The organism is Sphingomonas antarctica, from assembly GCF_965137005.1.
GTDB classification, from domain to species: Bacteria; Pseudomonadota; Alphaproteobacteria; order Sphingomonadales; family Sphingomonadaceae; genus Sphingomonas_O; species Sphingomonas_O antarctica.
Map to the genome: position 1 here is coordinate 97553 of NZ_CBCRXM010000004.1, position 25102 is coordinate 122654.

At 64.7% G+C, this 25102-nt stretch carries 30 protein-coding genes and 1 tRNA gene; 25 read left to right on the top strand and 6 right to left on the bottom strand.

The genetic code is table 11. The features are described 5' to 3' along the window. Positions 1 to 63: 63 nt before the first annotated feature. From uppS to rpmE, 8 genes are all read left to right on the top strand, one after another. On the top strand, positions 64 to 708 hold the full coding sequence (gene uppS, locus ACM9ME_RS05880) for a polyprenyl diphosphate synthase (RefSeq protein WP_415642698.1): 645 nt from the start codon (positions 64 to 66) through the stop codon (positions 706 to 708). Then, the gene (locus ACM9ME_RS05885) at positions 705 to 1349 is read left to right on the top strand and encodes a phosphatidate cytidylyltransferase (RefSeq protein ID WP_415642510.1); all 645 of its coding nucleotides are present in this window, start codon (positions 705 to 707) and stop codon (positions 1347 to 1349) included. The genes uppS and ACM9ME_RS05885 overlap by 4 nt, the downstream gene beginning before the upstream one ends. Beyond that, complete coding sequence (dxr, locus tag ACM9ME_RS05890) at positions 1349 to 2512, top strand: 1-deoxy-D-xylulose-5-phosphate reductoisomerase (RefSeq protein WP_415642511.1); 1164 nt, start codon at positions 1349 to 1351, stop codon at positions 2510 to 2512. The genes ACM9ME_RS05885 and dxr overlap by 1 nt, the downstream gene beginning before the upstream one ends. Then, positions 2509 to 3618, top strand: coding sequence for an RIP metalloprotease RseP (gene rseP / locus ACM9ME_RS05895; protein WP_415642512.1), 1110 nt, complete (start codon positions 2509 to 2511; stop codon positions 3616 to 3618). Before dxr ends, rseP begins: the two co-directional genes overlap by 4 nt. A gap of 126 nt (positions 3619 to 3744) precedes the next feature. Further along, the gene (bamA, locus tag ACM9ME_RS05900; protein ID WP_415642699.1) at positions 3745 to 6378 is read left to right on the top strand and encodes an outer membrane protein assembly factor BamA; all 2634 of its coding nucleotides are present in this window, start codon (positions 3745 to 3747) and stop codon (positions 6376 to 6378) included. Then, entirely contained in the window at positions 6378 to 6992 is a 615-nt protein-coding gene (locus ACM9ME_RS05905; protein ID WP_415642513.1) for an OmpH family outer membrane protein, read from the top strand. Before bamA ends, ACM9ME_RS05905 begins: the two co-directional genes overlap by 1 nt. A gap of 4 nt (positions 6993 to 6996) precedes the next feature. Beyond that, positions 6997 to 7437: a 3-hydroxyacyl-ACP dehydratase FabZ gene (gene fabZ / locus ACM9ME_RS05910; protein ID WP_415642514.1), complete on the top strand. Its 441-nt coding sequence runs from the start codon at positions 6997 to 6999 to the stop codon at positions 7435 to 7437. 88 nt (positions 7438 to 7525) lie between these two features. Further along, on the top strand, positions 7526 to 7753 hold the full coding sequence (gene rpmE, locus ACM9ME_RS05915; protein WP_415642700.1) for a 50S ribosomal protein L31: 228 nt from the start codon (positions 7526 to 7528) through the stop codon (positions 7751 to 7753). 224 nt (positions 7754 to 7977) lie between these two features. Here rpmE and ACM9ME_RS05920 read toward each other — a convergent pair. Next, positions 7978 to 8064 (bottom strand) — tRNA-Ser (locus ACM9ME_RS05920). A 77-nt stretch (positions 8065 to 8141) separates the two neighbouring features. On the opposite strand from ACM9ME_RS05920, the gene ACM9ME_RS05925 reads away from it, so the two are divergent. The 4 genes from ACM9ME_RS05925 to ACM9ME_RS05940 are packed head-to-tail and all read left to right on the top strand — an operon-like array spanning position 8142 to position 11959. Continuing rightward, a complete protein-coding gene (locus ACM9ME_RS05925) occupies positions 8142 to 9176 on the top strand; it encodes a lytic murein transglycosylase (protein WP_415642515.1) in 1035 nt (344 codons plus the stop codon). 25 nt (positions 9177 to 9201) lie between these two features. Beyond that, positions 9202 to 10365: a D-alanyl-D-alanine carboxypeptidase family protein gene (locus ACM9ME_RS05930; protein WP_415642516.1), complete on the top strand. Its 1164-nt coding sequence runs from the start codon at positions 9202 to 9204 to the stop codon at positions 10363 to 10365. Next, positions 10362 to 10982, top strand: coding sequence for a dTMP kinase (gene tmk, locus ACM9ME_RS05935; RefSeq protein WP_415642517.1), 621 nt, complete (start codon positions 10362 to 10364; stop codon positions 10980 to 10982). The genes ACM9ME_RS05930 and tmk overlap by 4 nt, the downstream gene beginning before the upstream one ends. Further along, complete coding sequence (locus tag ACM9ME_RS05940; RefSeq protein WP_415642518.1) at positions 10979 to 11959, top strand: DNA polymerase III subunit delta'; 981 nt, start codon at positions 10979 to 10981, stop codon at positions 11957 to 11959. Before tmk ends, ACM9ME_RS05940 begins: the two co-directional genes overlap by 4 nt. A 16-nt stretch (positions 11960 to 11975) precedes the next feature. On the opposite strand, the gene ACM9ME_RS05945 is transcribed toward ACM9ME_RS05940, so the two are convergent. Beyond that, entirely contained in the window at positions 11976 to 12815 is an 840-nt protein-coding gene (locus ACM9ME_RS05945) for a PEPxxWA-CTERM sorting domain-containing protein (RefSeq protein WP_415642519.1), read from the bottom strand. A gap of 205 nt (positions 12816 to 13020) precedes the next feature. After that, positions 13021 to 13686: an epoxyqueuosine reductase QueH gene (locus ACM9ME_RS05950; RefSeq protein ID WP_415642520.1), complete on the bottom strand. Its 666-nt coding sequence runs from the start codon at positions 13684 to 13686 to the stop codon at positions 13021 to 13023. Positions 13687 to 13737: 51 nt separating this feature from the next. Here ACM9ME_RS05950 and leuD point away from each other — a divergent pair, with 51 nt between their 5' ends. The 9 genes from leuD to nadA are packed head-to-tail and all read left to right on the top strand — an operon-like array spanning position 13738 to position 19430. Further along, complete coding sequence (leuD, locus tag ACM9ME_RS05955) at positions 13738 to 14328, top strand: 3-isopropylmalate dehydratase small subunit (protein ID WP_415642521.1); 591 nt, start codon at positions 13738 to 13740, stop codon at positions 14326 to 14328. Then, positions 14325 to 15326 (top strand): NADPH:quinone oxidoreductase family protein, encoded by a 1002-nt coding sequence (locus ACM9ME_RS05960; protein WP_415642522.1) that lies wholly within the window; start codon positions 14325 to 14327, stop codon positions 15324 to 15326. Before leuD ends, ACM9ME_RS05960 begins: the two co-directional genes overlap by 4 nt. Positions 15327 to 15358: 32 nt before the next feature. Continuing rightward, positions 15359 to 15682 (top strand): DUF1476 domain-containing protein, encoded by a 324-nt coding sequence (locus ACM9ME_RS05965; RefSeq protein ID WP_415642523.1) that lies wholly within the window; start codon positions 15359 to 15361, stop codon positions 15680 to 15682. Positions 15683 to 15686: 4 nt separating this feature from the next. Further along, positions 15687 to 15929, top strand: a complete 243-nt coding sequence (locus tag ACM9ME_RS05970; RefSeq protein ID WP_415642524.1) for a BolA/IbaG family iron-sulfur metabolism protein — start codon at positions 15687 to 15689, stop codon at positions 15927 to 15929. 19 nt (positions 15930 to 15948) lie between these two features. Further along, positions 15949 to 16275 (top strand): Grx4 family monothiol glutaredoxin, encoded by a 327-nt coding sequence (grxD, locus tag ACM9ME_RS05975; RefSeq protein WP_415642525.1) that lies wholly within the window; start codon positions 15949 to 15951, stop codon positions 16273 to 16275. A gap of 52 nt (positions 16276 to 16327) precedes the next feature. Next, a complete protein-coding gene (locus ACM9ME_RS05980) occupies positions 16328 to 16813 on the top strand; it encodes a hypothetical protein (protein ID WP_415642526.1) in 486 nt (161 codons plus the stop codon). A gap of 38 nt (positions 16814 to 16851) precedes the next feature. Then, the gene (locus ACM9ME_RS05985) at positions 16852 to 17700 is read left to right on the top strand and encodes an MBL fold metallo-hydrolase (protein WP_415642527.1); all 849 of its coding nucleotides are present in this window, start codon (positions 16852 to 16854) and stop codon (positions 17698 to 17700) included. Next, a complete protein-coding gene (locus ACM9ME_RS05990; RefSeq protein ID WP_415642528.1) occupies positions 17697 to 18389 on the top strand; it encodes a hypothetical protein in 693 nt (230 codons plus the stop codon). The genes ACM9ME_RS05985 and ACM9ME_RS05990 overlap by 4 nt, the downstream gene beginning before the upstream one ends. A 39-nt stretch (positions 18390 to 18428) precedes the next feature. Then, positions 18429 to 19430 carry a quinolinate synthase NadA gene (nadA, locus tag ACM9ME_RS05995; protein ID WP_415642529.1) on the top strand — a complete coding sequence of 334 codons (1002 nt, stop codon included), beginning with the start codon at positions 18429 to 18431 and terminating at the stop codon, positions 19428 to 19430. Here the strand turns inward: nadA and ACM9ME_RS06000 are convergent. Then, a complete protein-coding gene (locus tag ACM9ME_RS06000) occupies positions 19427 to 19684 on the bottom strand; it encodes an acyl carrier protein (protein WP_415642530.1) in 258 nt (85 codons plus the stop codon). The two genes, nadA and ACM9ME_RS06000, sit on opposite strands and share 4 nt — an antisense overlap. Before the next feature lie 67 nt (positions 19685 to 19751). On the opposite strand from ACM9ME_RS06000, the gene ACM9ME_RS06005 reads away from it, so the two are divergent. Both ACM9ME_RS06005 and ACM9ME_RS06010 read left to right on the top strand, forming a co-directional pair. After that, positions 19752 to 21227: an AMP-binding protein gene (locus ACM9ME_RS06005; protein WP_415642531.1), complete on the top strand. Its 1476-nt coding sequence runs from the start codon at positions 19752 to 19754 to the stop codon at positions 21225 to 21227. Further along, positions 21224 to 22420: a pyridoxal-dependent decarboxylase, exosortase A system-associated gene (locus ACM9ME_RS06010; protein WP_415642532.1), complete on the top strand. Its 1197-nt coding sequence runs from the start codon at positions 21224 to 21226 to the stop codon at positions 22418 to 22420. Before ACM9ME_RS06005 ends, ACM9ME_RS06010 begins: the two co-directional genes overlap by 4 nt. Here ACM9ME_RS06010 and truA read toward each other — a convergent pair. Both truA and fmt read right to left on the bottom strand, forming a co-directional pair. Next, on the bottom strand, positions 22414 to 23151 hold the full coding sequence (gene truA / locus ACM9ME_RS06015) for a tRNA pseudouridine(38-40) synthase TruA (protein WP_415642533.1): 738 nt from the start codon (positions 23149 to 23151) through the stop codon (positions 22414 to 22416). The two genes, ACM9ME_RS06010 and truA, sit on opposite strands and share 7 nt — an antisense overlap. After that, positions 23148 to 24059 (bottom strand): methionyl-tRNA formyltransferase, encoded by a 912-nt coding sequence (gene fmt, locus ACM9ME_RS06020; protein WP_415642534.1) that lies wholly within the window; start codon positions 24057 to 24059, stop codon positions 23148 to 23150. The genes truA and fmt overlap by 4 nt, the downstream gene beginning before the upstream one ends. Positions 24060 to 24114: 55 nt before the next feature. Between fmt and recR the strand changes: the two genes are divergently transcribed. Both recR and ACM9ME_RS06030 read left to right on the top strand, forming a co-directional pair. Further along, on the top strand, positions 24115 to 24711 hold the full coding sequence (gene recR / locus ACM9ME_RS06025) for a recombination mediator RecR (RefSeq protein ID WP_415642701.1): 597 nt from the start codon (positions 24115 to 24117) through the stop codon (positions 24709 to 24711). A 10-nt stretch (positions 24712 to 24721) separates the two neighbouring features. Then, positions 24722 to 25099, top strand: a complete 378-nt coding sequence (locus ACM9ME_RS06030; protein ID WP_415642535.1) for a VOC family protein — start codon at positions 24722 to 24724, stop codon at positions 25097 to 25099. Positions 25100 to 25102: the final 3 nt, after the last annotated feature.

Sequence of the window (25102 nt, forward strand, 5' to 3'; positions counted from 1 at the left end):
CCCGCCCTTGCGGGAGTGAAGCAAGCGGGCGGGAGCACGCTGCCGCGTCACGTGGCGATCATCATGGACGGCAATGGCCGCTGGGCGAAGAAGCGGTTTTTGCCGCGCGCGGCCGGGCATCGCAAAGGCATCGAGGCGGTGCGGGCGGTGACGCGCGCCAGTCGTGATCTGGGGCTCGAAGTGCTGAGCCTTTATGCGTTTTCCTCCGAAAACTGGCGGCGGCCGGCGGAGGAGGTCAGCGACCTGATGGGGTTGCTCAAGCACTTTATCCGTAGCGACCTCGACGAACTCGCCGAGGCCAATGTGCGGTTGCGCGTCATCGGCGATCATGGCGCATTCAGCCCCGACGTGGTCGAGATGATCGACGGGGCGATCGCGCGCACTGCGGGCAACACCGGGCAGACGTTGTGTGTCGCGCTGAACTACGGCGCGCAGAACGAAATGGTTCGCGCCGCGAAAAAAGCGGCGGCGCAGGGCGAGGTCGACGAAGCATCGGTTGCGGCCAATCTCGATACCGCAGGGCTGCCGATGGTCGACCTGCTGATCCGCACCTCGGGCGAGCAGCGCCTGAGCAACTTCATGTTGTGGCAGGCGGCCTATGCCGAATTGCTGTTCACCGAGACATTGTGGCCCGATTTCGGGGCGGATGGCCTGCGCGATGCCATCCAGGCCTACGCCATGCGCGAGCGGAGGTTCGGCGGGCTGTGAGCGAACTCGGCAAGCGGATCATCTCGGGCGTTGTGATGATTGTCGTCGCTCTGGGCGCGTTGGCGGTCGGCGGCTGGGTGTTCGTCGGGTTTTGCGTGCTCGTTGGGCTTGCGGTGCTCATCGAATGGGTCGCGCTGACGCGGCTGTTTGCCGGACGCGCATTCATCGTGTGGTTGCTGGCGGGTTTGATCTACATCGGAGCGGCGGTGTTCACGCTGGTTATCTTCCGGGTGAACTACAAGCTGGGACAGACGACCACGCTACTCGCGGCTGTATGGGCGGTCGATATCGGTGCATATTTCGCAGGGCGCGCCTTTGGCGGCCCGAAGCTCGCGCCGCGCATTAGTCCATCCAAGACTTGGTCAGGTTTGTTCGGCGGCGCCATCGCCGCAACGGCCGTGATTCTGGCGTATGGAGTGTACAAGGGGAACGGAATAAGCGCGCTCGGCCACGCGGCGATCCGCGGCCTCGTTGTAGCGATGTTGGCTCAATCGGGCGATCTGCTCGAAAGCTGGATGAAGCGGCGCGCGGGAGTGAAGGATTCGGGGCGGCTGATCCCGGGGCATGGCGGTGTGTTCGATCGGGTCGACGGGCTGTTGATGGTGCTAGTCGCCGTCGGTGCGGTGATCTTCTTCATCTAATGACGCGCAGTCTGACAATCCTTGGTGCGACGGGCTCGATCGGGGCGTCGACGCTCGACCTCGTCAAGCGCGAGCCAGACCGTTTTGACGTGCTGTCGGTCACGGCGAACCGCGATGCCGCCGGGCTGGCCGCGGCGGCGCGGAGCGTGAAGGCCAAGCGCGCGGTGATTTGCGATCCGGCGCAGCACGATGCGCTGGCGGCGGCATTGGCGGGGACGGGGATCGCCACGGCGTCAGGCGCGGATGCCGTGACCGCTGCGGCGGGCGAGGGGGCGGACGTCGTTGTCGCCGGAATCGTCGGCTGCGCGGGGCTGGCACCCGTCGCGGCGGCGGTCGAAGCCGGGGGCTGCGTAATTCTGGCCAATAAGGAGCCTCTGGTTTCGGCCGGCACGTTCATTCTCGATCTGGCGCGCAAATCGGGGGCAACGCTATTGCCCGCCGACAGCGAGCATAATGCGATCTTTCAGGTGTTCGATTTCGAGCGACCCGAACGCGTGCGGCGGATCGTGCTGACCGCGAGCGGCGGGCCGTTTCGCGACTTCAGCATCAATGCGATGCGGCAGGTGACTCCCGAACAGGCCTGCGCGCACCCCAATTGGTCGATGGGCGCGAAGATCAGCGTCGATTCGGCGACGATGATGAACAAGGGGCTGGAGCTGATCGAGGCGGCGCGGCTGTTTCCGATCAATCCCGACCGGATCGAGATCGTCGTGCATCGTCAATCGGTCGTGCATTCGCTGGTCGATTATATCGATGGTTCGATGCTCGCCCAGCTTGGTCCTCCCGACATGCGTACGCCATTGGCCTATTGCCTGGCATGGCCTGACCGGATGGCGACGCCGATGCCGCCTCTCGACCTCGCGGCGATTGGCAGGTTGGACTTCGAAGCAATTGATGAACAGCGCTTTCCGGCGACGCGTGTCGCGCGCGAAGCATTGGCCGCGGGGGGTGCCGCGCCGTGCATCCTCAACGCTGCGAACGAAGTTGCGGTGGCCGGTTTCCTCGCCGGACAAATCGGCTTTCTCGATATCGTCACGACGGTCGAGCGCACGCTGGAGCGTTACCAACCGAATGCGGCACCGCAGAGCGTGTCGGACGTTCTATCGATCGACGCCGCGGCACGGGCGGTGGCGACGGAAGCGATGCTCAGGGAAGAGGCATGATGGCGGTATTGACGGCAATATTCTGGTTCGCGCTGGCGATCAGTCCGCTCGTGTTTTTTCACGAACTGGGCCATTACGCGATGGGCCGGGTATTCGGGGTCAAGGCCGACGCGTTTTCGATCGGTTTCGGCAAACCCATCGCCAAATGGATGGATAAGCGCGGCACCGAATGGCGCCTCGGCTGGCTGCCGCTGGGCGGCTACGTGAAATTTGCCGGCGACATGAACGCAGCGAGCCAGCCCGATCCCAATGCGGTTCATGATCCAGCGTCGCTGCATACCAAGCCGGTGTGGCAACGCGCGCTGATCGTCGCCGCCGGGCCGCTGACCAATTTCCTGTTGGCGATGATCATGCTGGCCGGTTTGTTCTCGGCATTTGGCGAGCCGCGCATCCTTGCTGACGTCGGCGGTTTTGCACCGCATTCGTCTGCTCAGGCGGCGGGTATGAAGGTTGGCGACCGAATTACCGCCATTGATGGCAGCCGCATCGACGATTTCGAAGATCTGGCGATGATCGTCCAGATCAAGGCTGGCCAGACGTTGCCGATAACGGTCGAGCGTGGCGGAAAATCGCTGCTCCTGATGGTCACGCCGGTGGCTGAGACGGTCAAGGACCTGACGGGCGCGGAGACGCGGGTCGGGCGGATCGGGGTCGCACCCGCAAAGGTCGATTACATTCGCCCTTCCGTCACCGAATTGCCCGCCGCCGCGGGGCGCTTCACGGTTAATGCGGTCAAATCTATGGCCACGACGCTGTGGCAGATCGTCAGCGGACAGCGTTCGGCGGACGAGCTCGGCGGGCCGGTCAAGGTCGCGGCGGCGTCGAACGCGATCGCTTCCTATGGCTGGGTTTCCTTCCTCTATTTCATGGTGATGCTGTCGATAAATCTGGGGTTCATCAACTTGTTGCCAATTCCGATGCTCGACGGTGGCCACCTCGCGTTGTTCGCGGCAGAGGCGGTGCGGGGGAAGCCGGTGACGGAACGGGTGCAGGAACTGGCGTTCCGGTCCGGTCTGGCGCTCCTGCTGGCGTTCACCGTCTTCGTGACTGTGAACGATCTGGCCGGTTTGGGACTGTTCCGGCGGCTTGCCGGGTTGATTGGATAAGCGCCTTCGGGCAGGGGCGCAGGCTCTTTTTTAAAAGCAAGGCGGGACCGGGTGACGATCGACAAGGCAGTGAAGCATGGCGCGCGTCTGTCCACCGTGTTGCTGCTCGGCACGGTGCTCGGCGGCATGCCCGCAATTGCCCAGCGTCCGGCGCGGCCCGTGGCAGCGGCGACGCTGCTCAATCCGCCACCTCCGGCGCCGGCCCCGCAGACCGATGGCGGGACGATCCGCACGATCGGTGTCGAAGGGTCGCAGCGTATCGAACCCGAGACCGTCCGGAGCTATGTGAAGCTGCGCGCCGGGGCGCCTTACACCCGCGAAACCCTCGACGAAGCGCTGCGCGACCTGTTCGCGACCGAATTGTTCGCCGACGTCCAGATCCGCGACGATAACGGGGCGCTGACGATCATCGTCAAGGAAAACCCGATCATCAACCGCGTGGTGTTCGAGGGCAACAAACGCATCAAGGAAGAGAAGCTCACCAAGGAGTTGAAGCTCGCCCCGCGCCAGATCTTCACCCGGTCAAAGGTTCGCGCGGAAATCGCCCGGATCATCGAACTGTATCGCCGCCAAGGCCGGTTTGCAGCGTCGATCGAGCCGAAGATCGTCAATCTCGATCAGAACCGCGTCGATCTGGTCTATGAAATCACCGAAGGGCCACGGTCCAAAGTCCGTCAGATCAACATCATCGGCAATACGGTGTTCAAGGATGGCGAACTGCGCGGCGAGATGGCAACCAAGCGCTCCAGTTTTTATCGCTTCTTCGCGTCGAACGATACCTACGATCCCGATCGCCTGGCCTATGACCAATCGAAGCTGCGCCAGTTCTATCTGACAAAGGGCTATGCCGATTTCCGCGTTGTTTCGGCGGTGGCCGAACTGACCCCCGACCGGCGCGATTTCATCATCACTTACGTCGTCGAAGAGGGCGACCGCTACAAATTCGGCGACGTGAATGTCGAAAGCGATCTGCGCGATCTGAAGCCGGAAACGGTCAAGGCGATCATCCCGATGAAAAAGGGCGATTGGTATAACGCCAAGCAGGTCGAAGACACGGTCGACGCGATCGGCGAGACCGCAGGGTTGGTCGGCTATGCCTTTACCCAGGTCGATCCGGGTTTCGAGCGCGACAAAGAAACCAAGACCATGGCGATCACGTTTCGCATTTCCGATGCGCCGCGCGTGTATGTGGAGGCCGTCAACATCAACGGCAACACGGTCACACAAGACAAGGTCGTGCGGCGCGAGATGCGGCTGGCGGAAGGCGATGCGTTCAACTCGATCGCCATCAAGCGGTCGCAGGACCGCATCCAGTCGCTCGGGTTCTTCCAGGAAAAGCTGGAGATCAAGCAGACCCAGGGTTCGGCCCCCGACCGCGTCGTGCTGGAAGCAAACGTCGAGGAAAAATCGACCGGCGAACTCCAGTTGTCGGCGGGGTATTCGAGCCTCGAGCGGTTCATCATCAACGCGTCGATCCGCCAGCGCAATTTCCGCGGCAAGGGCCAGGAATTGCGCACCAGTGTCGATTATTCGACCTATTCGAAGTCGATCAACCTCGGTTTCACCGAGCCGTATCTGTTCGACAAGAACATCGCTGTCGGTGGCGATATTTTCCGCCGCGATCTGAATTCGTTCAACTTCACGCAGAACGGTGATCGCAACACCACGTATTCACAGCTGACGACGGGATTCCAGATCCGCGCCGGCGTGCCGCTGACCGAATATCTGTCGGTGGCGTTCCGTTATGGGTTGAGCCAGGACAAGATCAGCCTCGATAAAAACACCTATTTCTACGATCCCAACGGAACCGGCGTGAACGATACGTGCGATCCGTTGGTCGCCGGGCGGTATCTGTGCGACGCTTTGGGCGACCGCACGACGTCGTCGGTCGGTTACAGCCTGGTGTGGGACAGCCTGAACAACCGCATTCGGCCGAGCGCTGGCGAACGAACGGTGTTCAGCCAGGACGTGGCCGGACTTGGCGGCAGCGTGCGTTATATTCGCACATCGGGCGAGACCGCCAAATATTGGGATCTCGGCAGAAAATTCATTTTCTCGGTGCGTGCCGAGGGTGGCGCGATCACGCCGTTCAAGGGCAACCCCCCGGGACGCGGCAGCGACACGGTCCGGTTGAGCGACCGCTTCTTCCTGGGTGAGCCGCAGATTCGCGGCTTCGACATTCGCGGCGTCGGTCCGCGAGTTCAGCGCGTGCCGTATGTTGTCACGACCAATGCCGACGGTTCGACCACAGTCGCCGAGTCGACCGACCGCGCCACGATCACCGACGACGCTCTCGGCGGTCGGGCTTATTACGTAACGCATCTCGAGCTCGAGATTCCACTGGGCGCGGGCGCGCGGGAATTGGGCATCCGACCGTCGATCTTCCTCGACGCAGGGTCGGTCTTCGGGCTGCGTTATCCGGACACACAAGACTACCGGCCGGGCGATACGCGGCTGCTGCGTCCGGTGTTCGGCGCCGATGGCGCCCGCCAATGCGTCGATATGGCGGTGCCACCGGCGTTGACCTCGGCGGTCGGTGGGGTTTGCCCGACGGGAACGACGCCTTATTCGACGGCATTGAGCACCGGGTTCAACGAGAAATACTATGGCGGCTCGGCCAAACCGCGCGTTTCGGTCGGCATCGGCTTTAATTGGAACTCGCCGTTCGGCCCGCTACGGCTCGACATCGCCAAGGCGTTGCTCAAGCAAAAGGGCGACGACACCAAATTGTTCACATTCAACGTAGGAACTCAATTCTAATGACCAAGATCAAGCTCGCGCTTCTTGCCGCGGCCGTGTTTACACCGGCTGCCGCTTTCGCTCAGGCCGTTCCGCCCGCCGTCATCGCGGTTGTCGACACGGCGCGCATCTTCGGCACCTGCACGGCGTGCGTTGCCGCCAATTCGCAGACCCAGGCGCTGGTAACGCAGGCACAGACCCGCGCCACTGCGCTGGGCACCCCGCTGCAGACGCAGCAGCAGGCGCTCGAGACCGAAGCCACGCGTGTACGCGCAATGCCGGACGGCGCGGCGAAGAACACCGCGGCATCGACGCTGAACCAGCGCGTTCAGGCATTCCAGGCTCAGCAGGCCTCAGCGCAGCAGGAAGTCGAACGCCTGCGCAACAACATCGAATCGACGCGCCAGAACGTGCTGCGCCAGCTCAGCGAAAAGCTGAATCCGGTGATTACGTCGGTGATGACTCAGCGCGGTGCCAATATCGCCATGGACCAACAGGCGACGCTGGCAGCGGCCAAGGGTGTCGACGTGACCGACGCGGTGCTTGCCGCGCTCAATCAGGCGGTGACCAGTGTGTCGGTTACGCCGTTGCCGGCAACCGCCGCTCCGGCGACACCGCGTCCTGCAGGCCGCTAAATCCATGATGGACATTCGGGGGGTGATGGCGGCGCTGCCGCATCGCTACCCGATGTTGCTGGTCGATCGCGTCGAGGAACTCGTCAAGGACGAGCGTATCGTCGCGATAAAGGCCGTGACGATCAATGAGGGGTTCTTCGCCGGGCATTTTCCGGGACGTCCGATCATGCCCGGCGTCCTCATCGTCGAAGCCTTGGCGCAGGCTGCGGGAATTCTCGCGGTCGAAAGCCTCGGCCTCGCGGGATCGGGCAAGCTGGTTTATTTCATGGCGATCGACGGGGCGAAGTTCCGTGCGCCGGTCGAACCCGGCGTGCTGCTCCGCCTCGAATGCGCCTTCGTCCAGAAGCGTGCGAGCGTTTGCAAATTCGCGGGCCGCGCGCTGGTCGATGGCAAATTGGCGGCGGAAGCGAATTTCACCGCGATGATCGCGGATCCGCCAGCCTGAAAACTTGCCTTTTCAAGCGCGCGACGTTACGAGCGCGCTTCCTTTTTCCCAGACCGGTCGGAACCGGTCGATCATGGAAAGTATCGATATGAAAAGCGGCATCCACCCCGATTACCACACCATCAACATCAAGATGACCGATGGCACCGAGTTCCAGACGCGTTCGACCTGGGGCAAGGAAGGTGACACGATGACGCTCGAAATCGATCCGACCAGCCACCCGGCCTGGACCGGCGGTTCGGGCAAGATGCTCGACGCAGGCGGCCAGGTTGCGCGCTTCAACAAGCGTTTCGGCGGGCTTACGCTGAAGAAGTAAGCATGGAGCGCACGGCGATAGCGTAGCTATTGCCGAGACGCGGCATGCCGGACGGCCTCGGCTTCATGCCGAGGATCGACGACGTGGCTTTGCCGCGTCGCAGCTCATATTTGATACAGGCTGCCGCGGCAAAGCCGCGTCGTCAGACCTTGCTGCGCAAGGCTGGCCGTCCGTTCACGTCGCTTCGCGACCGGTGCGCTGCTGCGCTACGCACCTCGCTCCGGCGGACAGGGTGGGATTCGAACCCACGGACGGCTTGCACCGTCGCTGGTTTTCAAGACCAGAGCCTTAAACCACTCGGCCACCTGTCCTAGTTGCCGCGCCTAGCCGAGGTCGGCGTGCGACGAAAGGGATTCACGCGCGCGTCATCCTGTGTCACGATGCCGGGATGAGGTCGTTGCTGTTCGCACTCGCCATGATTCTGCCCGCGGCCCCATTGGGCATGGGCGGGATGGCGGTGGCGCAAGAGGACGGGTTCCAGACCTATCTCCAGACGCTGGGTGCCAAGGCGCGGGCGGCGGGCGTGCGCGAGGAGACGATCGCATCGGTGCTGCCGACGCTGACGTACAGCGCGCGCGTCGTTGAGCTCGACCGCGGGCAGCCGGGCGGGACCGCCACCAACGCGCCGTCCGCCATTCCCAATTTCGCGCCTTATCGCGCGGCGCATGTCGACGGCGATCGCATCACGCGGGGTCGCGCGGCCTATGCGTCGCTGCGGCCGTTGCTCAGCCGGGTCGAGGCGCAAACCGGGGTGCCCGAAGCAATCATGGTCTCGATCTTCGGCAATGAGACCAATTATGGCGGCTATACCGGCGATTTCGACCTCGCCCGCGCGCTGGCGACGCTCGCTTATGACGGGCGGCGGCGCGCGCTGTTCGAGGATGAGTTCGTCGCGGTGCTCAAGCTGATGGACCGGGGCGTATCGCGGGACACGCTGAAAGGCAGTTGGGCAGGGGCGACCGGCTATCCGCAGTTTCTGCCGTCGATGGTGCTGAGACTGGGTGCCGATGGCGATGGTGACGGGCGTGTCGATATCTGGCGCAGCCGCGCGGACGCGTTGGCGTCGATCGCCAATTACTTCGTCGCGGCGGGCTGGCGGCCGGGCGAGCGCTGGGGCGTCGCCGTGCGCGTGCCGGGCGATCTCGACCGGTCGGCGATTCGCGACCGCACGACCAGCCCGCGCTGTCCGCGAGTGCATGACCGGCACAGCAAATGGCTGACGATGCGCGAATGGCGCGCGCTGGGCGTGACGCCGCAGGGGCGGACGATGCCCGACAGTACGCTGGCTTCGCTGATCGAACCCGATGGGCCGAATGCGACGGCGTACCTGCTCACCGGCAATTACCGCGTGATCCTCGACTACAATTGCTCGAATTTTTATGCGCTGTCGGTCGGATTGCTGGCCGACGCGGTTGAAAGCTGACCCCCCTCCGGCCTATCGCCCGGGAATGAAGAAGCTTCTCCTCGCATCCGTCCTGATTGCCGTTCCCGCCGGTGCCGCCGCGCCACCGTTCGAAACCAGCGCGCCGATCGCGTACATGATCGACCTGTCGAGTCACGCGGTGCTCTACGCCAAGGATGCGGACCGGCAGATGCCTCCCGCGTCGATGGCCAAGATGATGACGGTCTATGTCGTGTTCGACATGATAAAAAAGGGCGAGTTGCGCCTCGACAAACAATTCACCGTGCGGCCCGAAACGTGGCAGAAATGGCATGGTGCCGCCGCTGGTTCGACGATGTTCCTGTCGCCCGGAGAGAGCGTCAGCGTCGAGAATTTGCTGCATGGCGTGGTGACGCTGTCGGGCAATGACGCCTGTGTAGTCCTCGCCGAAGGTATTTCGGGGACCGAGGCCGCGTTCGTCGCGCGGATGAACCAGGCGGCGAAGAAGATCGGGCTGAACAACAGCAATTTCGGGACGTCGAACGGCTGGCCCGATAACGGCGTGACCCGCGTCACCGCCAAGGACCTCGCGCACCTCGCCGAGGCGACGATCGAGGAGCATCCGGGGCTGTACAAGCAATTCTACAGCCAGCGCGAATTCAGCTGGGGCAAGACGATGGGGGCGGGATCGGACATCACTCAGGCCAATCGCGATCCGCTGCTGGGGCGCGTCGAGGGTGCCGACGGGCTCAAGACCGGGCATACCGATGAGGCGGGCTATGGCTTTACCGGCTCCGCGCAGCAGGGCGGACGGCGGCTGGTGATGGTCGTCGCCGGGTTGGGCAGTTTCAACGACCGCATTTCGCAATCGGTGAGTTTCATGAACTGGGGTTTCCGCGCGTGGACCGCCAAGCCACTGTTTGCCAAAGGGAAGCAGGTCGGTTCGGCGCGCGTCGAACTGGGTGATAGCGCGACGGTGCCGCTGGTCGCACCGCGCGACCTGGCGTTGACCGTGCCTGCCGGTAGCGACGCGGGAATGACGATGAAAATCGTTTATACCGGGCCGCTGCATCCGCCGATCGAGGCGGGTCAGCATGTTGCCGACCTAGTTGTGACTTCAGCCGATGCCGGGGTGCAGACGTTGCCGCTCGCCGCTGCCAACGATGTCGGAGAGGCTGGATTTTTTTCGCGGCTATGGGCGGGGCTGAAATCGCTCATCGGACTGGCGTGAGCCAGAGGGGCCGCTTCATCACGCTGGAGGGCGGCGAGGGGGTCGGCAAATCGACGCAGGTGCGGCGGCTGGCTAAAGCGTTGCAGGCTCGTGGCATCGAGGTGGTGACGACGCGAGAGCCGGGCGGCACGCCGGGCGCGGAGGCGATCCGTGATCTGCTGATGACCGGGGCGGCCGGGCGGTGGAATGCCGCCACCGAGACATTGCTTTTCGCCGCCGCCCGCGCCGATCACGTCGCGCGGGTGATCGAACCGGCGCTGGCGGCGGGCAAATGGGTGATTTGCGACCGCTATCTCGATTCGACGCGGGCGTATCAGGGGGCGGCGGGCGGGATCGACGATGCGGATATCGTGACGGTCAACCGCATCGGCGGGGCCATGCTACCGGACCGGACCCTGCTGCTCGATTTGCCCGTCGAAGCGGGCCTGACCCGGGCGGGCGCACGCGGCGCGAGCGACCGGATGGGTTCGCGCGACGACACGTTTTACGACCGGGTCGATGCCGGTTTTCGCGCGTTCGCGGCGGCGGAGCCCGAACGGTTTCGCACGATCGATGCTGCGGGATCGCCCGACGAGGTGAGCACACGCCTGATCGCCGCATTATCGGACCTGCTGTGACCCTGATCGGCGTCGAGCGGCAATGGGCGGAGATGGCCGCGGGGCTGACGAGCGGGCGGCTGCATCATGGCTGGTTGCTCAGCGGGCCCAAGGGTGTCGGCAAGGCGGGTTTCGCAAAGTTTGCCGCGCAGGCGATCATCGAGGGCGCGCCTTACGCATTCCCCCCCGATGCAGAATCGCGCGCGGGCTCGCTGATCGCCGCGCGCAGCCATCCCGATTTCCGGCTGGTCGAGCGCGAGGTTTGGGACGGCTCGCCGCCGCGCATCGTAGCGTATGACCGGCGCAAGGCCGACGATCCGGTCGCGCGCAGCATTCGCATCGCGCAGATCCGCGCGCTCGAGCCCATCCTGTCGATGCCGCCATCGCTCGCCGACCGGCGGGTGATCATCATCGACGCGGCGGACGATCTGGAACGGCCCGCGGCCAATGCGTTGCTCAAGATGCTGGAGGAGCCGCCCGCCAGCACCACCTTCATGCTGATCAGCCATGTCGCCGGGCGATTGCTACCGACGATCCGTTCGCGTTGTCGCGTGCTGCGGTTCGGCCCCCTCGACGACGCTCAAATGAGCGCGGCGCTGGCCACGGAACAGGACGGACCGGACAAAGATGCGGCGATCGCCTCCGCCGAAGGATCGCCCGGTCGCGCTATCGCCGCTTTGGGCAATCGCCTGGGCGAGATCGACGCGACTTTGGTGCGGATCGCGCGCGAGGGCGACCGCGACAATCGCCTGCGCTCGACGCTCGCCCGCAGCCTTTATGGCAAGGCGTCGGCGGCACGGTACGAAGCGTTCCTCGCGCGCGTCCCCGCCTTCATCGCCGACGAGGCGAAGCGGCTGGACGGCGCGGCCTTGGCCAATGCGATCGAGCACTGGTCGGCGACGCGGCATCTGGCGGCGATCGCGCTGCCGCAATCGCTGGCGGCGGAGACGGTGGCGTTCGAGATGCTGGGGCATGTTGCCGCCTTGGCGAAGCGGTAGTCCCGATCTCTCGACGTCAGACGGTTACGCGCGCGCCCCGTCGCCGCATCGCCCCGCCGGCTACGCCGAACCCCATGATCAGCAAAGCCCAGCTATTCGGCTCGGGAACGGCGTCGCTGCCGATCGCATTGTCGATACCGTCGCTGAGCTCGATGGAAAAGTCGCTGAAGTCGCCACCGAAGTCGCCGGGCAGAGCCACTTCAGGATCGATAAAAGCGAAAGCCTGCGATTTCGGCGTGTAAGCATTGGCGAGACTGGTCAGGAAAATGTGGCCGGCGAAGTCCAGATGGACAGCGTCGCTGATCGTGACCGCCCCGGGGATCGTGAACACGTATTTGGCAAGGTGGTGCGCTCTGTCGTTGCAGTCGCCTCCGGTATCGGTGCATGCAAAGCTGGCGGTGATCGCGGCTCCGGCGTCGATCGACGTCAGCGCGGAGCCGGAGCCTTTCACAGCTTGTTTCGCATACCCGCTGATCGTTGCATTAGTACCGTCATGCGTCGCAGCATAAGCCGTCAATTGGTCGAACGCGGTCTGACTTTTGGCATGGAAAACATAGTCATAGCTGAGGTTGCTGTAGGCCGTCGCCTGAACCGTAGGCCCTGCCTTGGCCTTGGATCGCACCGCCGCTGACGGTTTTTTGCGGCTATAGGTTTGCGCGGATCCCTTTTTGAGCACGGCGGTGTGCGATCCGAACGTCGCCCCCTGTTGGGTCGAGTGCGCCTCAGTAGCATAAACATTGACCAGGAAATCGGCCACGGCAGCGCCGGGTTTCAACTTGCCCTGCGTCGGTGTTGCGACGGCTGTCCCCGACACGCCAAGCAGCGCCAGCCCCAAAATCCATGTCCGTACCGCCATCGCCACCCCCGATTATCAAGAGGTCCCGGTAGGGCCGGTGGTTTGTCGCGTATTGTATAGAAACGAAGTCGGTGCGGTGGCTCGAGATGCTGGGGCATCTTGCGAGGCTGATGGGGCGGCACCGTGCGTCGCCCCCGCGGAGGCCGGGGCCGTTGGCGTCTGAGTGCCTAACCTCGAGCGGCCCCGGCCTTCGCCGGGGCGACGATCAGGCTTTTGCCACTTCCGCCTCGTCCACCCCGTAGAACAACTTCCCCGGATCGATCTCGGGCCGCCCCTGGCTCACCCGGTGCGCGTTGGTGTCGCGCAGCGAATAGACGCAGCCGCAATATTCCTGCTGGTAGAATTGTTCGCGCTTGGAAATCTCGATCATCCGCGCCGCGCCGCCGCCCTTGCGCCAATTGAATGTCCAGTAGCTCAGCCCGTCATAATGCGACGCGGCGCGCTCGCCCGAGCCGTTGATCTGGTTCATGTCCTTCCAGCGCGAAATGCCGAGCGACGAGGTGATCACTGGAAACCCATGTTCGTGGGCATAGAGCGCGGTCCGCTCGAAGCGCATGTCGAAACACATCGTGCAGCGGATGCCGCGCTCGGGCTCATGCTCCATCCCCTTGGCGCGCTGGAACCAGTTTTGCGTATCGTAATCGGCATCGACGAATGGCACGCCGTGCTCCTCGGCAAAGCGGATATTCTCCTCCTTGCGCAGTTCATATTCGGCCTTGGGGTGGATGTTCGGGTTGTAGAAGAAGATCGTGTAATCGATCCCCGACGCCGTCATCGCTTCCATCACTTCGCCCGAACACGGCGCGCAACAACTGTGCAGCAGGACGCGTTTGTGGCCATCGGGGGGCGTCAGCACAGGGCGATCGGTCATCGGCACGCCATAGCGATTGCGCCGCGCCTTGTCGAAGGGCAGGGGAGGCGGATGGAGCCAGTTTCGACCATCGCGGGCCGCGCCTATCCGTTCGGGCGCAAGAATGTCGATACCGACGTCATCATCCCCGCCAAATGGCTCAAGACGATCACGCGCTCCGGATTGTCGCGCGGGGCGTTCGAAACGGTGCGGGCAGAGGACGGCAATGTGTTCGACGATCCGGATTTCGCGGGTGCACCGGTGCTGATCGCGGGGGACAATTTCGGCTGCGGGTCGAGCCGCGAACACGCCGCCTGGGCGCTCGACGATATGGGCATCAAGGCGGTGATCGCGCCCAGTTTTTCCGACATTTTCTCCGGCAATGCGTTCAAGAACGGGCTGCTGACCGTCGTCCTGCCGCAGGATGCGGTCGATCGGTTGCTGGTGGTCGCGGCGGCGGGCGACCCGATCCATATCGACCTGGAGGCACAAAGCGTCACCACCGAATATCAGGACCGCTTTCGCTTCGAGATCGACCCGTTCCGCAAATCGTGCCTGATGGCGGGGACAGACGAGATCGCCTTGACGCTGGGCAGCGATACCAGCATCGCCCGCCACGAAGCGCGCCAGCCCGACTGGCTCAGTCCCAAGGAGATCGCATGAAGGCCTTGCTCTCGACCGCCCCGGGCGGCCCCGATACGCTGGTGATGAGCGACATCGACGCGCCGACCGCCGGGCCAGGCCAGTTGCTGATCGACGTGAAGGCGTGCGCGATCAATTATCCCGACGTGTTGATTATCGAGGACAAATATCAATTCAAGCCACAGCGCCCGTTCGCGCCGGGCAGCGAGATTGCGGGCGTCGTCGCGGCGCTGGGCGAGGGTGTCAGCGGCTTTGCGGTCGGCGACCATGTGTTTGCGGTCACCGGGCATGGCGGGCTGGTCGAACAGATCGCGGTCGATGCGAGCCGCGCGATGAAAATCCCCAAGGGACGCTCGTTTGCCGAGGGCGCGGCGTTCATGATGACCTATGGCACGTCGATCCACGCGCTGGTCGATCGCGGGCACATCAAGGCGGGCGACAGCTTGCTGGTTCTTGGCGCCGCGGGCGGTGTCGGTCTTGCGGCGATCGAGCTGGGCAAGGCCTATGGCGCGCGCGTCGTCGGCGCGGTGTCGAGCGAGGACAAGGCGCAGGCCGCGCGCGAGGCCGGAGCGGACGATGTCGTGATCTATGGCGCGGCACCGTTCGACAAGGACCAGTCCAAGGCGCTCGCCGAACAGTTCAAGGCGGCGGGCGGCAAGGGCGGTTTCAACCTGATCTATGACGGCGTCGGCGGCGATTATGCCGAACCGGCGCTGCGGTCGATCGCGTGGGAAGGGCGCTACCTCGTCGTCGGCTTCCCGGCCGGCATTCCCAGATTGCCGCTCAATCTGACCCTGCTGAAAAGCTGCGACGTGTGCGGCGTGTTCTGGGGCGCGTTCACCGCGCGCGATCCGGCGGCGCATGCGCGCCATGTCGAAACGCTGTTCAAGTTGTGGGACGAGGGCAAGATTTCGCCGCGTGTCACCATGACCTATCCGTTCGAACAGGGTGGTCAGGCGATCGCCGACATGGCCGCGCGCAAGGCGGTAGGCAAAATGGTGGTGACGGTCGCGAACTGACGCCCTAGTCTGGACGAAACACGAGGTATTGCATGACGACTTTCGACGATCGCGAGCGTGCGTTTGAAACCAAATTCGCGCGGGACGAGGACATGATGTTCCGCATCGTGTCGCGCCGCAACAAGCTCGCCGGGCTGTGGGCCGCCGACAAGATGGGCCTGAGCGCGGAGGAAGCCGACGCCTATGCCCAGGCGGTGATCCAGGCCGAATTCGAGGAGGCGGGCGACGAGGATGTTATCCGCAAATTGCTGGGTGACCTGACCGCGGCGAAAGTCGAGATCGACGATGCCGCGATCCGCACGATGCTTGACGACAAGGCCGTCGAGGCACGCCGCCAGTTGATGGATCCGGAATAAGCCGATGCCGATGGCCGCTGCCGATATCGAGGCGCTGATCCTGGCGGGAATCCCCGATGCGTCGGTCGAACTGACCGATCTGGCGGGGGACAATGACCATTGGGCCGCGCGGGTCGTCGCGGAGAGTTTTCGCGGGCAAACGCGCATCGCGCAGCAAAAGGCGGTTTACGCGGCGCTTGGCGGGCGGATGGGCGGCGAACTCCACGCCTTGCAACTGACCACCGCCGTGCCCACTTCCGCTGCCTGATATTCGAGGGATGCAAGCGATGACCGACGACGCCACCGCCCGGATCGAAGGGATCGTCAAGACGAACCCCGTCGTGCTGTTCATGAAGGGTACGCCCCTGTTCCCGCAATGCGGCTTTTCGAGCCGCGCGATCTCGATCCTCGAACATATCGGCGTCGAATTCGAGACCGTCGACGTGTTGCAGGACCAGGGCATTCGTCAGGGCATCAAGGCCTATTCGGATTGGCCGACCATCCCCCAGCTGTACGTCCATGGCGAATTCGTCGGCGGATCGGACATCATGATGGAGATGTACGAGGCGGGCGAGCTCCACGAAATGTTCGGCGGCGAAAAGCCCGCGAACTGACGTCGCTACAATTGTAGTTGACTACAAATGTAGCGTCGGTTACCCGGCGCTCATGAAGCACGCAATAATCCTCTCGCTCGGCCTCGCCTTCGCGGCGACTGCTGCCCCTGCAACCGCGCACGATGCGATATGCACCGCCATAGAACGGCACGAGCCGAAAAGCTGGTTCACGCCGGAGCAAAAGGCCTTCATCCAGGCCAAATGCGGCGTCGATGTCGATGACCACCAGCGCAGTCTGAACATTCAGAACAATGTGATGATCTGTCCCGACGGGCGCACGGTCGATGACCCGTACGTCAAGGTGATGAGCGACGACGTATCACGCCGCGCCAACGACTTCGCGCGCAACGTGATGAAACAGGCCGACGTCCAGCGCGCCATTGCGCTGACCACCAACGACAGCGTCCACAAGGCGATCGCCGAAGCCAATGTGGACGCACGCGTCGCCGAAGCGCTGGCCCAGGCCGACATCGCGCGCACCACCGCCGCGCGCGTTCGCGACGCACTAACCAAGTCGGGGCTGGGCGACACGCACTAAGTCTGGAAAGTCGGGGGCGCGATGCTACACCACCGTCCATGACTTCGGAAAACTCGGTGCAATTGTCCCCGCTGGTGCGCCGCATCACGGCGGACAACCCGTCCGCATTCACCTTTACCGGCACGCAGACCTATCTTGTCGGGCACGGCGAGGTGGCGGTGATCGACCCCGGCCCCGACGAGCCGGGGCATATCGACGCAATCCTCGCGGCGACGGCGGAGGAGCGCATCGTCGCGATCCTGTGCACGCATACGCACAAGGATCATTCGCCCGCCGCCGCGCCATTATCCGAGCGGACGGGCGCACCGATCATCGGCTGCGCGCCGTTGGTGCTCGAAGATGCCGGCCCGCGCGCCGACGCGTCGTTCGACAGAACGTATGCGCCCGACCGCGTGCTGTCGGACGAAGAAACCGCCACGGGCACAGGCTGGACGCTGACCGCGGTGGCGACGCCCGGGCACACGTCCAACCATTTGTGCTTCGCGCTGGAGGAGGAGGGCGGCCTGTTCACCGGCGACCATGTCATGGGCTGGTCGACCACCGTGATCAGCCCGCCCGACGGCGACATGGCCGATTACATGGCGAGTTTGGCGAAGCTCGAGGCGCGCAAGGACGCAATTTATTATCCCGCGCATGGCGATCCGGTCGAAAAGCCGCAGCGTTTCGTGCGCTCGCTGGCAGGGCACCGGCGTCAGCGCGAAGGGCAGATCCTGCGCCTGATCGACGGCGGGACCGGCACCATCGAAGCGATGGTCCCGAAAATGTACGCCGGCATCGATCCGCGCCTGCACGGCGCGGCGGGGCGTTCGGTGCTGGCGCACCTGATCGATCTTCAGCAGCGCGGCGTGGTCGCGCAGACGGGCGACGACTGGCGCCGCGCGGCATGAGGCAGGTGCCGCGCTGGGCGTTCGCGGTGGTTGCGCTGCTCGCATTCATCCTCGCCGTCGCGTTGTGGCGCGAACATGGTGCGCGCAAAACCGCCGAGACCAACGTGCCGTTCGAATCCGCCAGGATCATCGATGCGACGTTCGACAAGGCGGTCAGCCTCAAGGTCGCGACATTGTCCGGCCAGGTGCGGAGCAGCGCCAGCGATGCGGTGCTGTTCGGGCGCATCGTCAACACCCAGTCGCGCACGTTTCCGTACAGCGTCGATTATTTCGTCGACCTGCGCCGCTTCGGCAAAAGCGACATGCGCTGGAACGCGGCGACGAAGACGATGGTCGTGACCGTGCCCGACGTCATGCCCGCCGTGCCCAATGTGGACGAGGCGCGCGGGACCATGGAAGCGCCCAAGGGGCTGATCGTCCCGCGCGGCAGCATGCAACGGCTGCAGCAGCAAATTTCGGGACGCGCGACAGGCGTGGTCAGCAAGACCGCCAACGATCCCGCCTGGATCGCCAAGGCGCGTGAAAGCGGTCGTGACGCCATGGCGCAGCTTGTCCGCGCGCCGCTCGCGGCCGCGGGTGTCGGCGATGTGAAGGTCGCGGTCCGCTACGCTTCCGAAGGCACCGGGCGCAGCGCCGAATTATGGGATGAATCGACCCCGCTGGATATCATCATGGCGCGACCCGAGTGATCGCTTGATCGGCGCCGTGCCGCGCGCCACATAGCGGTTATGACTTACCAGCCGGGCAGCCTCAAAGGCCTCGACCTTCGCGTCGAGATCGAACGCCTCCGCAAGGAGCGCAACGCGGTCATTCTCGCGCATTATTACCAGCGTCCCGAATTGCAGGACATTGCCGATTTCGTCGGCGATTCGCTCGATCTGGCACGTAAGGCGCAAGCGACCGATGCAGACGTCATCGCATTCTGCGGCGTGCGTTTCATGGCCGAGACCGCGAAAATCCTGTCCCCCGAAAAGATCGTCGTGCTGCCGGACATGGACGCGGGGTGCAGCCTCGAGGATTCCTGCCCGCCAGAGGCGTTCGCCAAATTCCGCGCCGAGCATCCCGATCACATCGCGCTGACGTACATCAACTGTTCGGCGGAAGTGAAAGGGCTGAGCGACATCATCGTCACCAGTTCGTCCGCCGAAAAAATCCTGTCGCAAATTCCGTTGAGCCAGAAAATCATCTTCGGGCCCGACAAGCACCTCGGCGGCTATCTCAAGCGCAAGACCGGGCGCGACATGCTGTTGTGGCCGGGCGTGTGCATCGTCCACGAGGCGTTTTCGGAAACCGAGCTGATCAAGCTGAAGGCGCAGCATCCGGGCGCCCCCGTCGCGGCGCACCCCGAATGCCCCGCGCACATCCTCGACCACGCCGATTATGTCGGATCGACCAGCGGCATCCTCGAATATGCCAAGGCGCTGCCCGGTGACACGCTGATCGTCGCGACCGAGGCCCACATCATCCATCAGATGACCAAGGCGTTGCCGCTCAAGAACTTCATCGGCGCGCCTGGCGCGGACGGCAACTGCAATTGCAATATCTGTCCGTACATGGCGCTGAACACGATGGAGAAACTCTACGTCGCGCTGCGCGACCTCGAGCCGCGCATCGAGATGGACGAAGGCTTGCGCGTGCGGGCGAAGAAGAGTCTGGACCGCATGCTGGAAATGGCCGGTGCGACGGTGGGGCAGGGCGATTTGGGGCCGCCCAAGGTGACGGGCGACTAACCCAACTTCTTCTCGGCGAACGCCACCAGCGCGCCGAACGTCTCCAGCATTTCCGCGTCGACCTCGTCATCGTCGATGATCGTACCGAGGCGATCTTCAAGTTCGGTCAGCAACGTCGCCACCGCCATCGAATCCAGTTCGGGCAATGCGCCGAACAAAGGCGTGTCGCCGTCCATCGCATCCACGCGCGCCTGATCGATCGACAGGCTGTCGCGCAGTGTTTCGCGAACGATAGTTTCGGCTGCGGCCCCCATGTTGCAGTGCAGCTAGACGAGCGGACGCGGGGTCGCAAGCGCGGGGGGGAGCGGCTAGAGGGCGGTGATGGTCCCGCTCGATCCCGTGCCGCGCCCGATCGATCATCTGCTGGGCTTTGGCAGCGGCGACGCATTGGTCATGGCGCGCGATACGCTGAGTTATGCCGCGGCTGAACGACGTGTCGGCGAATTGGCCGGATGGCTGGCGTCATTCGGTTTCGCACCCGGCGCACGCGTCGCGACCTGGCTGCCCAAAACGCTCGAGGCGTGCCTTATGCCGCTCGCCGCGCCGCGTGCCGGCCTGGTGCATGTGCCGGTCAATCCGGTGCTCAAGCGCGCACAGGTGGCGCATATCCTGGCGGACAGCGACGCGTCGCTGCTCCTCACCGCCGCGGCGCGCGCTGCGACACTTGCCGCGGGCGATGCACCCGAGGATTGCAAGGTGGCGACCGAAGCGGGGCGGGGCGAGGCGTTGCCGCCTTCGAATGCCGACCCGCACGCGCTCGCGGCGTTGATGTACACGTCGGGTTCGACGGGGCGGCCCAAGGGCGTGATGCTGAGCCACGCGAATTTGTGGCTCGGCGCGGTCAGCGTGGCGCATTACCTCGAAGTGACGCCCGACGAGCATGTGCTGGCGGTCCTCCCGCTCGGCTTCGACGCCGGTCAGAGCCAATTGCTCTCCACATGGCGCGCGGGCGCGACGGCGGTGCCGCTCGACTATCTGCTGCCGCGTGACGTCATGAAGGCAGTGCAACGCTTTGAGATTACGTCGATCACTGCCGTGCCACCTTTATGGACGCAATTGCTCGCGCTCGATTGGGGCGACACTGGCGCGAGCGTTCGGCGGATCGCCAATACCGGTGGCGCGCTGACTCCCGCGATGATCGACCGGATGCGCTTGTGCTTCCCCAATGCCGATATCTTTCCGATGTACGGGCTGACCGAGGCGTTTCGCTCGACCTATCTCGACCCGGCGGAGGTAAGGTCGCATCCGACATCGATGGGGCGCGCTATTCCGTTCGCCGAGGTGATGGCGGTCCGTCCCGACGGGAACGCGGCGGCGGCGGGTGAGCCGGGCGAGCTGGTTCATGCCGGGCCGCTGGTCGCACAGGGCTATTGGCGCGATCCCGACCGCACCGCCCAGCGCTTTCGCCCCACGCCCGATTGGGCGACCTCGGGCGGCATGGCGGTATGGTCGGGCGATACCGTGCGGCGCGACGCCGAAGGGCGGTTCTTCTTCGCGGGTCGTGACGACGAGATGATCAAAACGATGGGCCAGCGCGTCAGCCCGTTCGAGGTCGAGGCGGCGGCGCTGGACAGCGGTGAGGCCGTCGAGGCCGTTGCCTGGGGTGTCGCCGATGCGGCGGCGGGTGCGCTGATCCGGCTGGCGGTGAGCGGTGCGGGCGACGATGCTCGACTGATGACCCACCTCAAACGCGAATTGCCGTCGTACATGGTTCCGGCGATGATCGAACGCCGCGCCGACCTGCCGCGCAATGCCAATGGCAAGCTCGACCGCGTCGCGGTGAGGACACTGTCATGAAGCCTTATGGCCCGATTCCGGACTGGTGGACCGCGGAGCGCTTAGCCGCGTTGCTGCCCATGGCCGATGCCGGCACCCCGTTGTTCGTCTATGATCTGGGGCAGGTCGAGACAAAGATAGCGTATCTTCGCAACAGCTTGCCAGGCATTGTTTCGATCCATTATGCGATGAAGGCCAATCCGTTCGCGCCGCTGCTGAGCGCGATGGTGGGCCAGGTCGACGGCGTCGACGTGGCGTCGGGCGGCGAACTGGCGGCGGCGATTGCAGCGGGAGCGACGCACATCAGCTTTGCCGGGCCGGGCAAGACCGATGCCGAACTCGAACAGGCGATTATTGCCGGTGTCACACTCAATCTCGAAAGCGAAGGCGAAGCCGGTCGCGCGCTGCACATCGCGGCGCGGCTGGGCGTGACGCCAAAGCTCGCCGTGCGGGTCAATCCGCCGTTCGCGCTCAAGGGATCGGGGATGAAGATGGGCGGCGCGGCGTCGCCCTTCGGCGTGGATGCCGATCGCGCGGCCGCATTGGTGCGCCGCCTGATCGACGCCGGTGCCGATTGGCGCGGGCTGCACATCTTTGCCGGCAGTCAGAGCCTCGACGGCGATGCCGTTGCCGAGGCGCAGGCGGCGACCGTGACGCTGGCCGCGGAGATTGCCGAGGCGGTTGGCGTCACGCCGCCACTGGTCAACCTCGGCGGCGGGTTCGGCATTCCGTATTTCGCGGGCGATCGTGCGCTCGATGTGGCGGCGATCGGCGCGCGGCTCGGCGAAACCCTCGCCAACCGTCCAGCAATCTTGCGCGAAACGCGCTTCGCGCTCGAACTCGGCCGCTGGCTGGTCGGCGAGGTCGGGATATACTTCACGCGCGTGATCGACCGAAAGGAGAGCCGCGGCGAAACCTTCCTCGTGGTCGATGGCGGGCTGCATCACCAACTCGCGGCGAGCGGTAATTTCGGCACCGTCGTGCGCCGCAATTACCCTGTGGCGGTGGTCGGCGGAGAGGGCGCGCTCGAAACCGTCAGCGTCGTCGGCGCGCTGTGCACGCCGCTCGACCGGCTGGCCGATCAGGTGCAGTTGCCGCGTGCCGATGTGGGTGACGTCATCGCGATCTTCATGGCAGGCGCTTATGGCGCAACCGCCAGCCCTACGGCGTTCCTCGGCCACACCCCCGCGCGCGAAATCCTGATCGGTCAGTAATCTGCGCGGACGAAGTACAGCCCGTCGGGCGGGGCGTTGAAGCCCAATGCGGCGCGATCCTTCGCCGCCAGCGCATCGGCAAGGTCGGTGGCGCTCCATTTGCCCTCGCCGACCATCGCCAGGCACCCGGTCATCGAGCGCACCTGATGGTGGAGAAAACTGCGCGCCGAAGCTTGGATCGAGATGCGCTCGCCAACGCGCGCCACGTCGAGCCGGTCGAGCGTGCGGACCGGCGAATCCGCCTGGCAATGCGCCGAGCGGAAGGTGGTGAAATCGTGATGGCCGACCAGGATCTGCGCGGCGTCATGCATCGCCGCCGCATCGAGCTGTGGCCCGACCCGCCATGCCAGTCCGCGCTCGATCGCGAGCGGCGCACGGCGATTGACGATCACATATTCATAATGACGCGCAACGCACGAGAAACGCGCGTGAAACTGTGGATCGACTTGCCGGCACTCGATCACCGACACCGGATCGGGTCGCACTCCGGCATTGAGCGCGCCGATCAAGCGTTCGGCGCTGATCGAGCGGTCAATATCGACATGCGCAACCATCGCGCGGGCATGGACGCCGGCGTCGGTACGCCCCGCCGCATGGACCGCTACGTCTTCGCGCATCGTCGTGCGGATCGCGCGTTCGATGGTGGCCTGCACGCTGGGGCCGTTGCTCTGCCGCTGCCACCCCATGAACGGGCGGCCGTCATATTCGACGGTCAGGCGAAAGCGCGTCACGCGAGTAGCGTTCCGGGCGGCAGCGCGCACCCCCGCAACAGGTCTTCCGCAGTCATGACGCCGCGCCCGGCGCGTTGCACCGACAGGGGCAGGATCGCCCCGGGGTTGCAGGCGACCGTCAGACGATCGTCGATGATCGTGCCCGGTCTGGCGGGTTCGGGGGTGAGGAGGGCCTGCGCCTCCAGAATGCGGAACCGTTCGCCGGCATGCTCGAACCACGCGCCGGGGGTGGGTGCGAAGGCGCGGATTTGGCGGACGACCTGCGTGGCCGACAGGTTGAAGTCGAGGCGGCTCTCCGCCTTGTCGATCTTCGCGGCATAGGTGATGCCATCTTCGGGCTGCGGGACCGGCGGATGGCTGTCGAGATCGGCAAGAACATCGACGAGCAAGGTCGCACCGAGTGTTGCAAGATTCTCAGTGACTTGCCCGGCATCGCTACCGCCGACAGTTAACTCCCCGCTGGCCATTGTCGGCCCGGTATCGAGCCCGGCCTCCATCTGCATGATGGTCACGCCGGTGACCGCATCGCCTGCCAGAATCGCCCGCTGGATCGGCGCCGCGCCGCGCCAGCGCGGCAGGAGTGACGCATGGACATTGATACAGCCGCGACGCGGCGCATCGAGCACCGCCTGCGGCAGGATCAGCCCGTAAGCCGCGACCACCGCCACATCGGCATCGAGCGCGGCAAATTCGGCCTGCGCCTCTGCGTCCCGCAGCCTTACGGGCGATCGCACCGCAATACCCAGTGTCCCCGCCCGCGCCTGCACCGGCGAAGGGTGCAACCGCTTGCCACGACCAGCTGGCCGCGGCGGTTGGGTATAGACACATACGACTTCGTGCCCCGCCGCGACCAGCGCGTTTAGGCTCGGCACCGCGAAATCCGGCGTGCCCATGAAAACGATCCGCATGCGCCCCCATGCGGCGGTGGCGTTTGCCCGCGCAACCCCCTATCTGTTCCACACGATGGCATCCCCCGAACTCGACGCGCTGACCCAGGCGCTGGCGCGGCTGCCGGGGCTCGGCCCACGATCGGCGCGGCGCGCGGTGCTGCACCTGATGAAGCGGCGAGAAGCGGCGCTGGTGCCCCTGCTCGCGGCGCTCGAAGCGGTCGATCGACGGCTCACCGAATGCGCGACGTGCGGCAATATCGACACCAGCGATCCCTGCGGCGTGTGCGCCGACCCGCGCCGCGATCAACGCGCCATCGCGGTGGTCGAGGAAGTCAGCGATTTGTGGGCGCTCGAACGCTCGCGGCTGTTCCCCGGGCGGTTTCACGTCCTCGGTGGGCGGCTGTCGGCGCTTGATGGGGTGCGGCCCGAGGACCTGACCATTGATCGCCTCGTCACGCGCGTCGCGGCGGGCGGGATCGATGAGGTCGTGTTGGCGATGAACGCCACGCTGGAGGGGCAGACCACCGCGCACTACATCGCCGATCGGCTGGAGGGCTTGCCGGTGCGCCTCACCCAGCTGGCGCACGGCTTGCCGGTCGGCGGTGAGCTGGACTGGCTGGACGACGGCACCCTGGCTCAGGCATTGAGGGCGCGACGACCGGTTTCTTGAGGAGGTGATCATGGGCGTAACAGGTGTGGGCGGCATCTTCCTGCGGGCGAACGACCCGAAGGCGTTGAGCGCATGGTACGCTACGCATCTCGGTATCGGTGATGGCCAATGGGGGATGTGGGAACAGGAAGCTGGCACCACGGTGTTCTCGCCGTTCGCTCGCGATTCGGATCACTTCCCCATCGATCGTCAGGTCATGCTCAATTACCGCGTCGTAGGGCTTGACGACTTGCTCGGCAAGTTGCGCGCGGCGGGGATCGATGTGATCACCAAAGCCGAATGGAACGACCCGGCAACAGGCAGTTTCGCACGTATTTACGATCCCGAAGGCAACCCGATCGAATTGTGGGAAGCACCGGCGGTTGAAAGCGACGCACCGGCGGCTTAATTC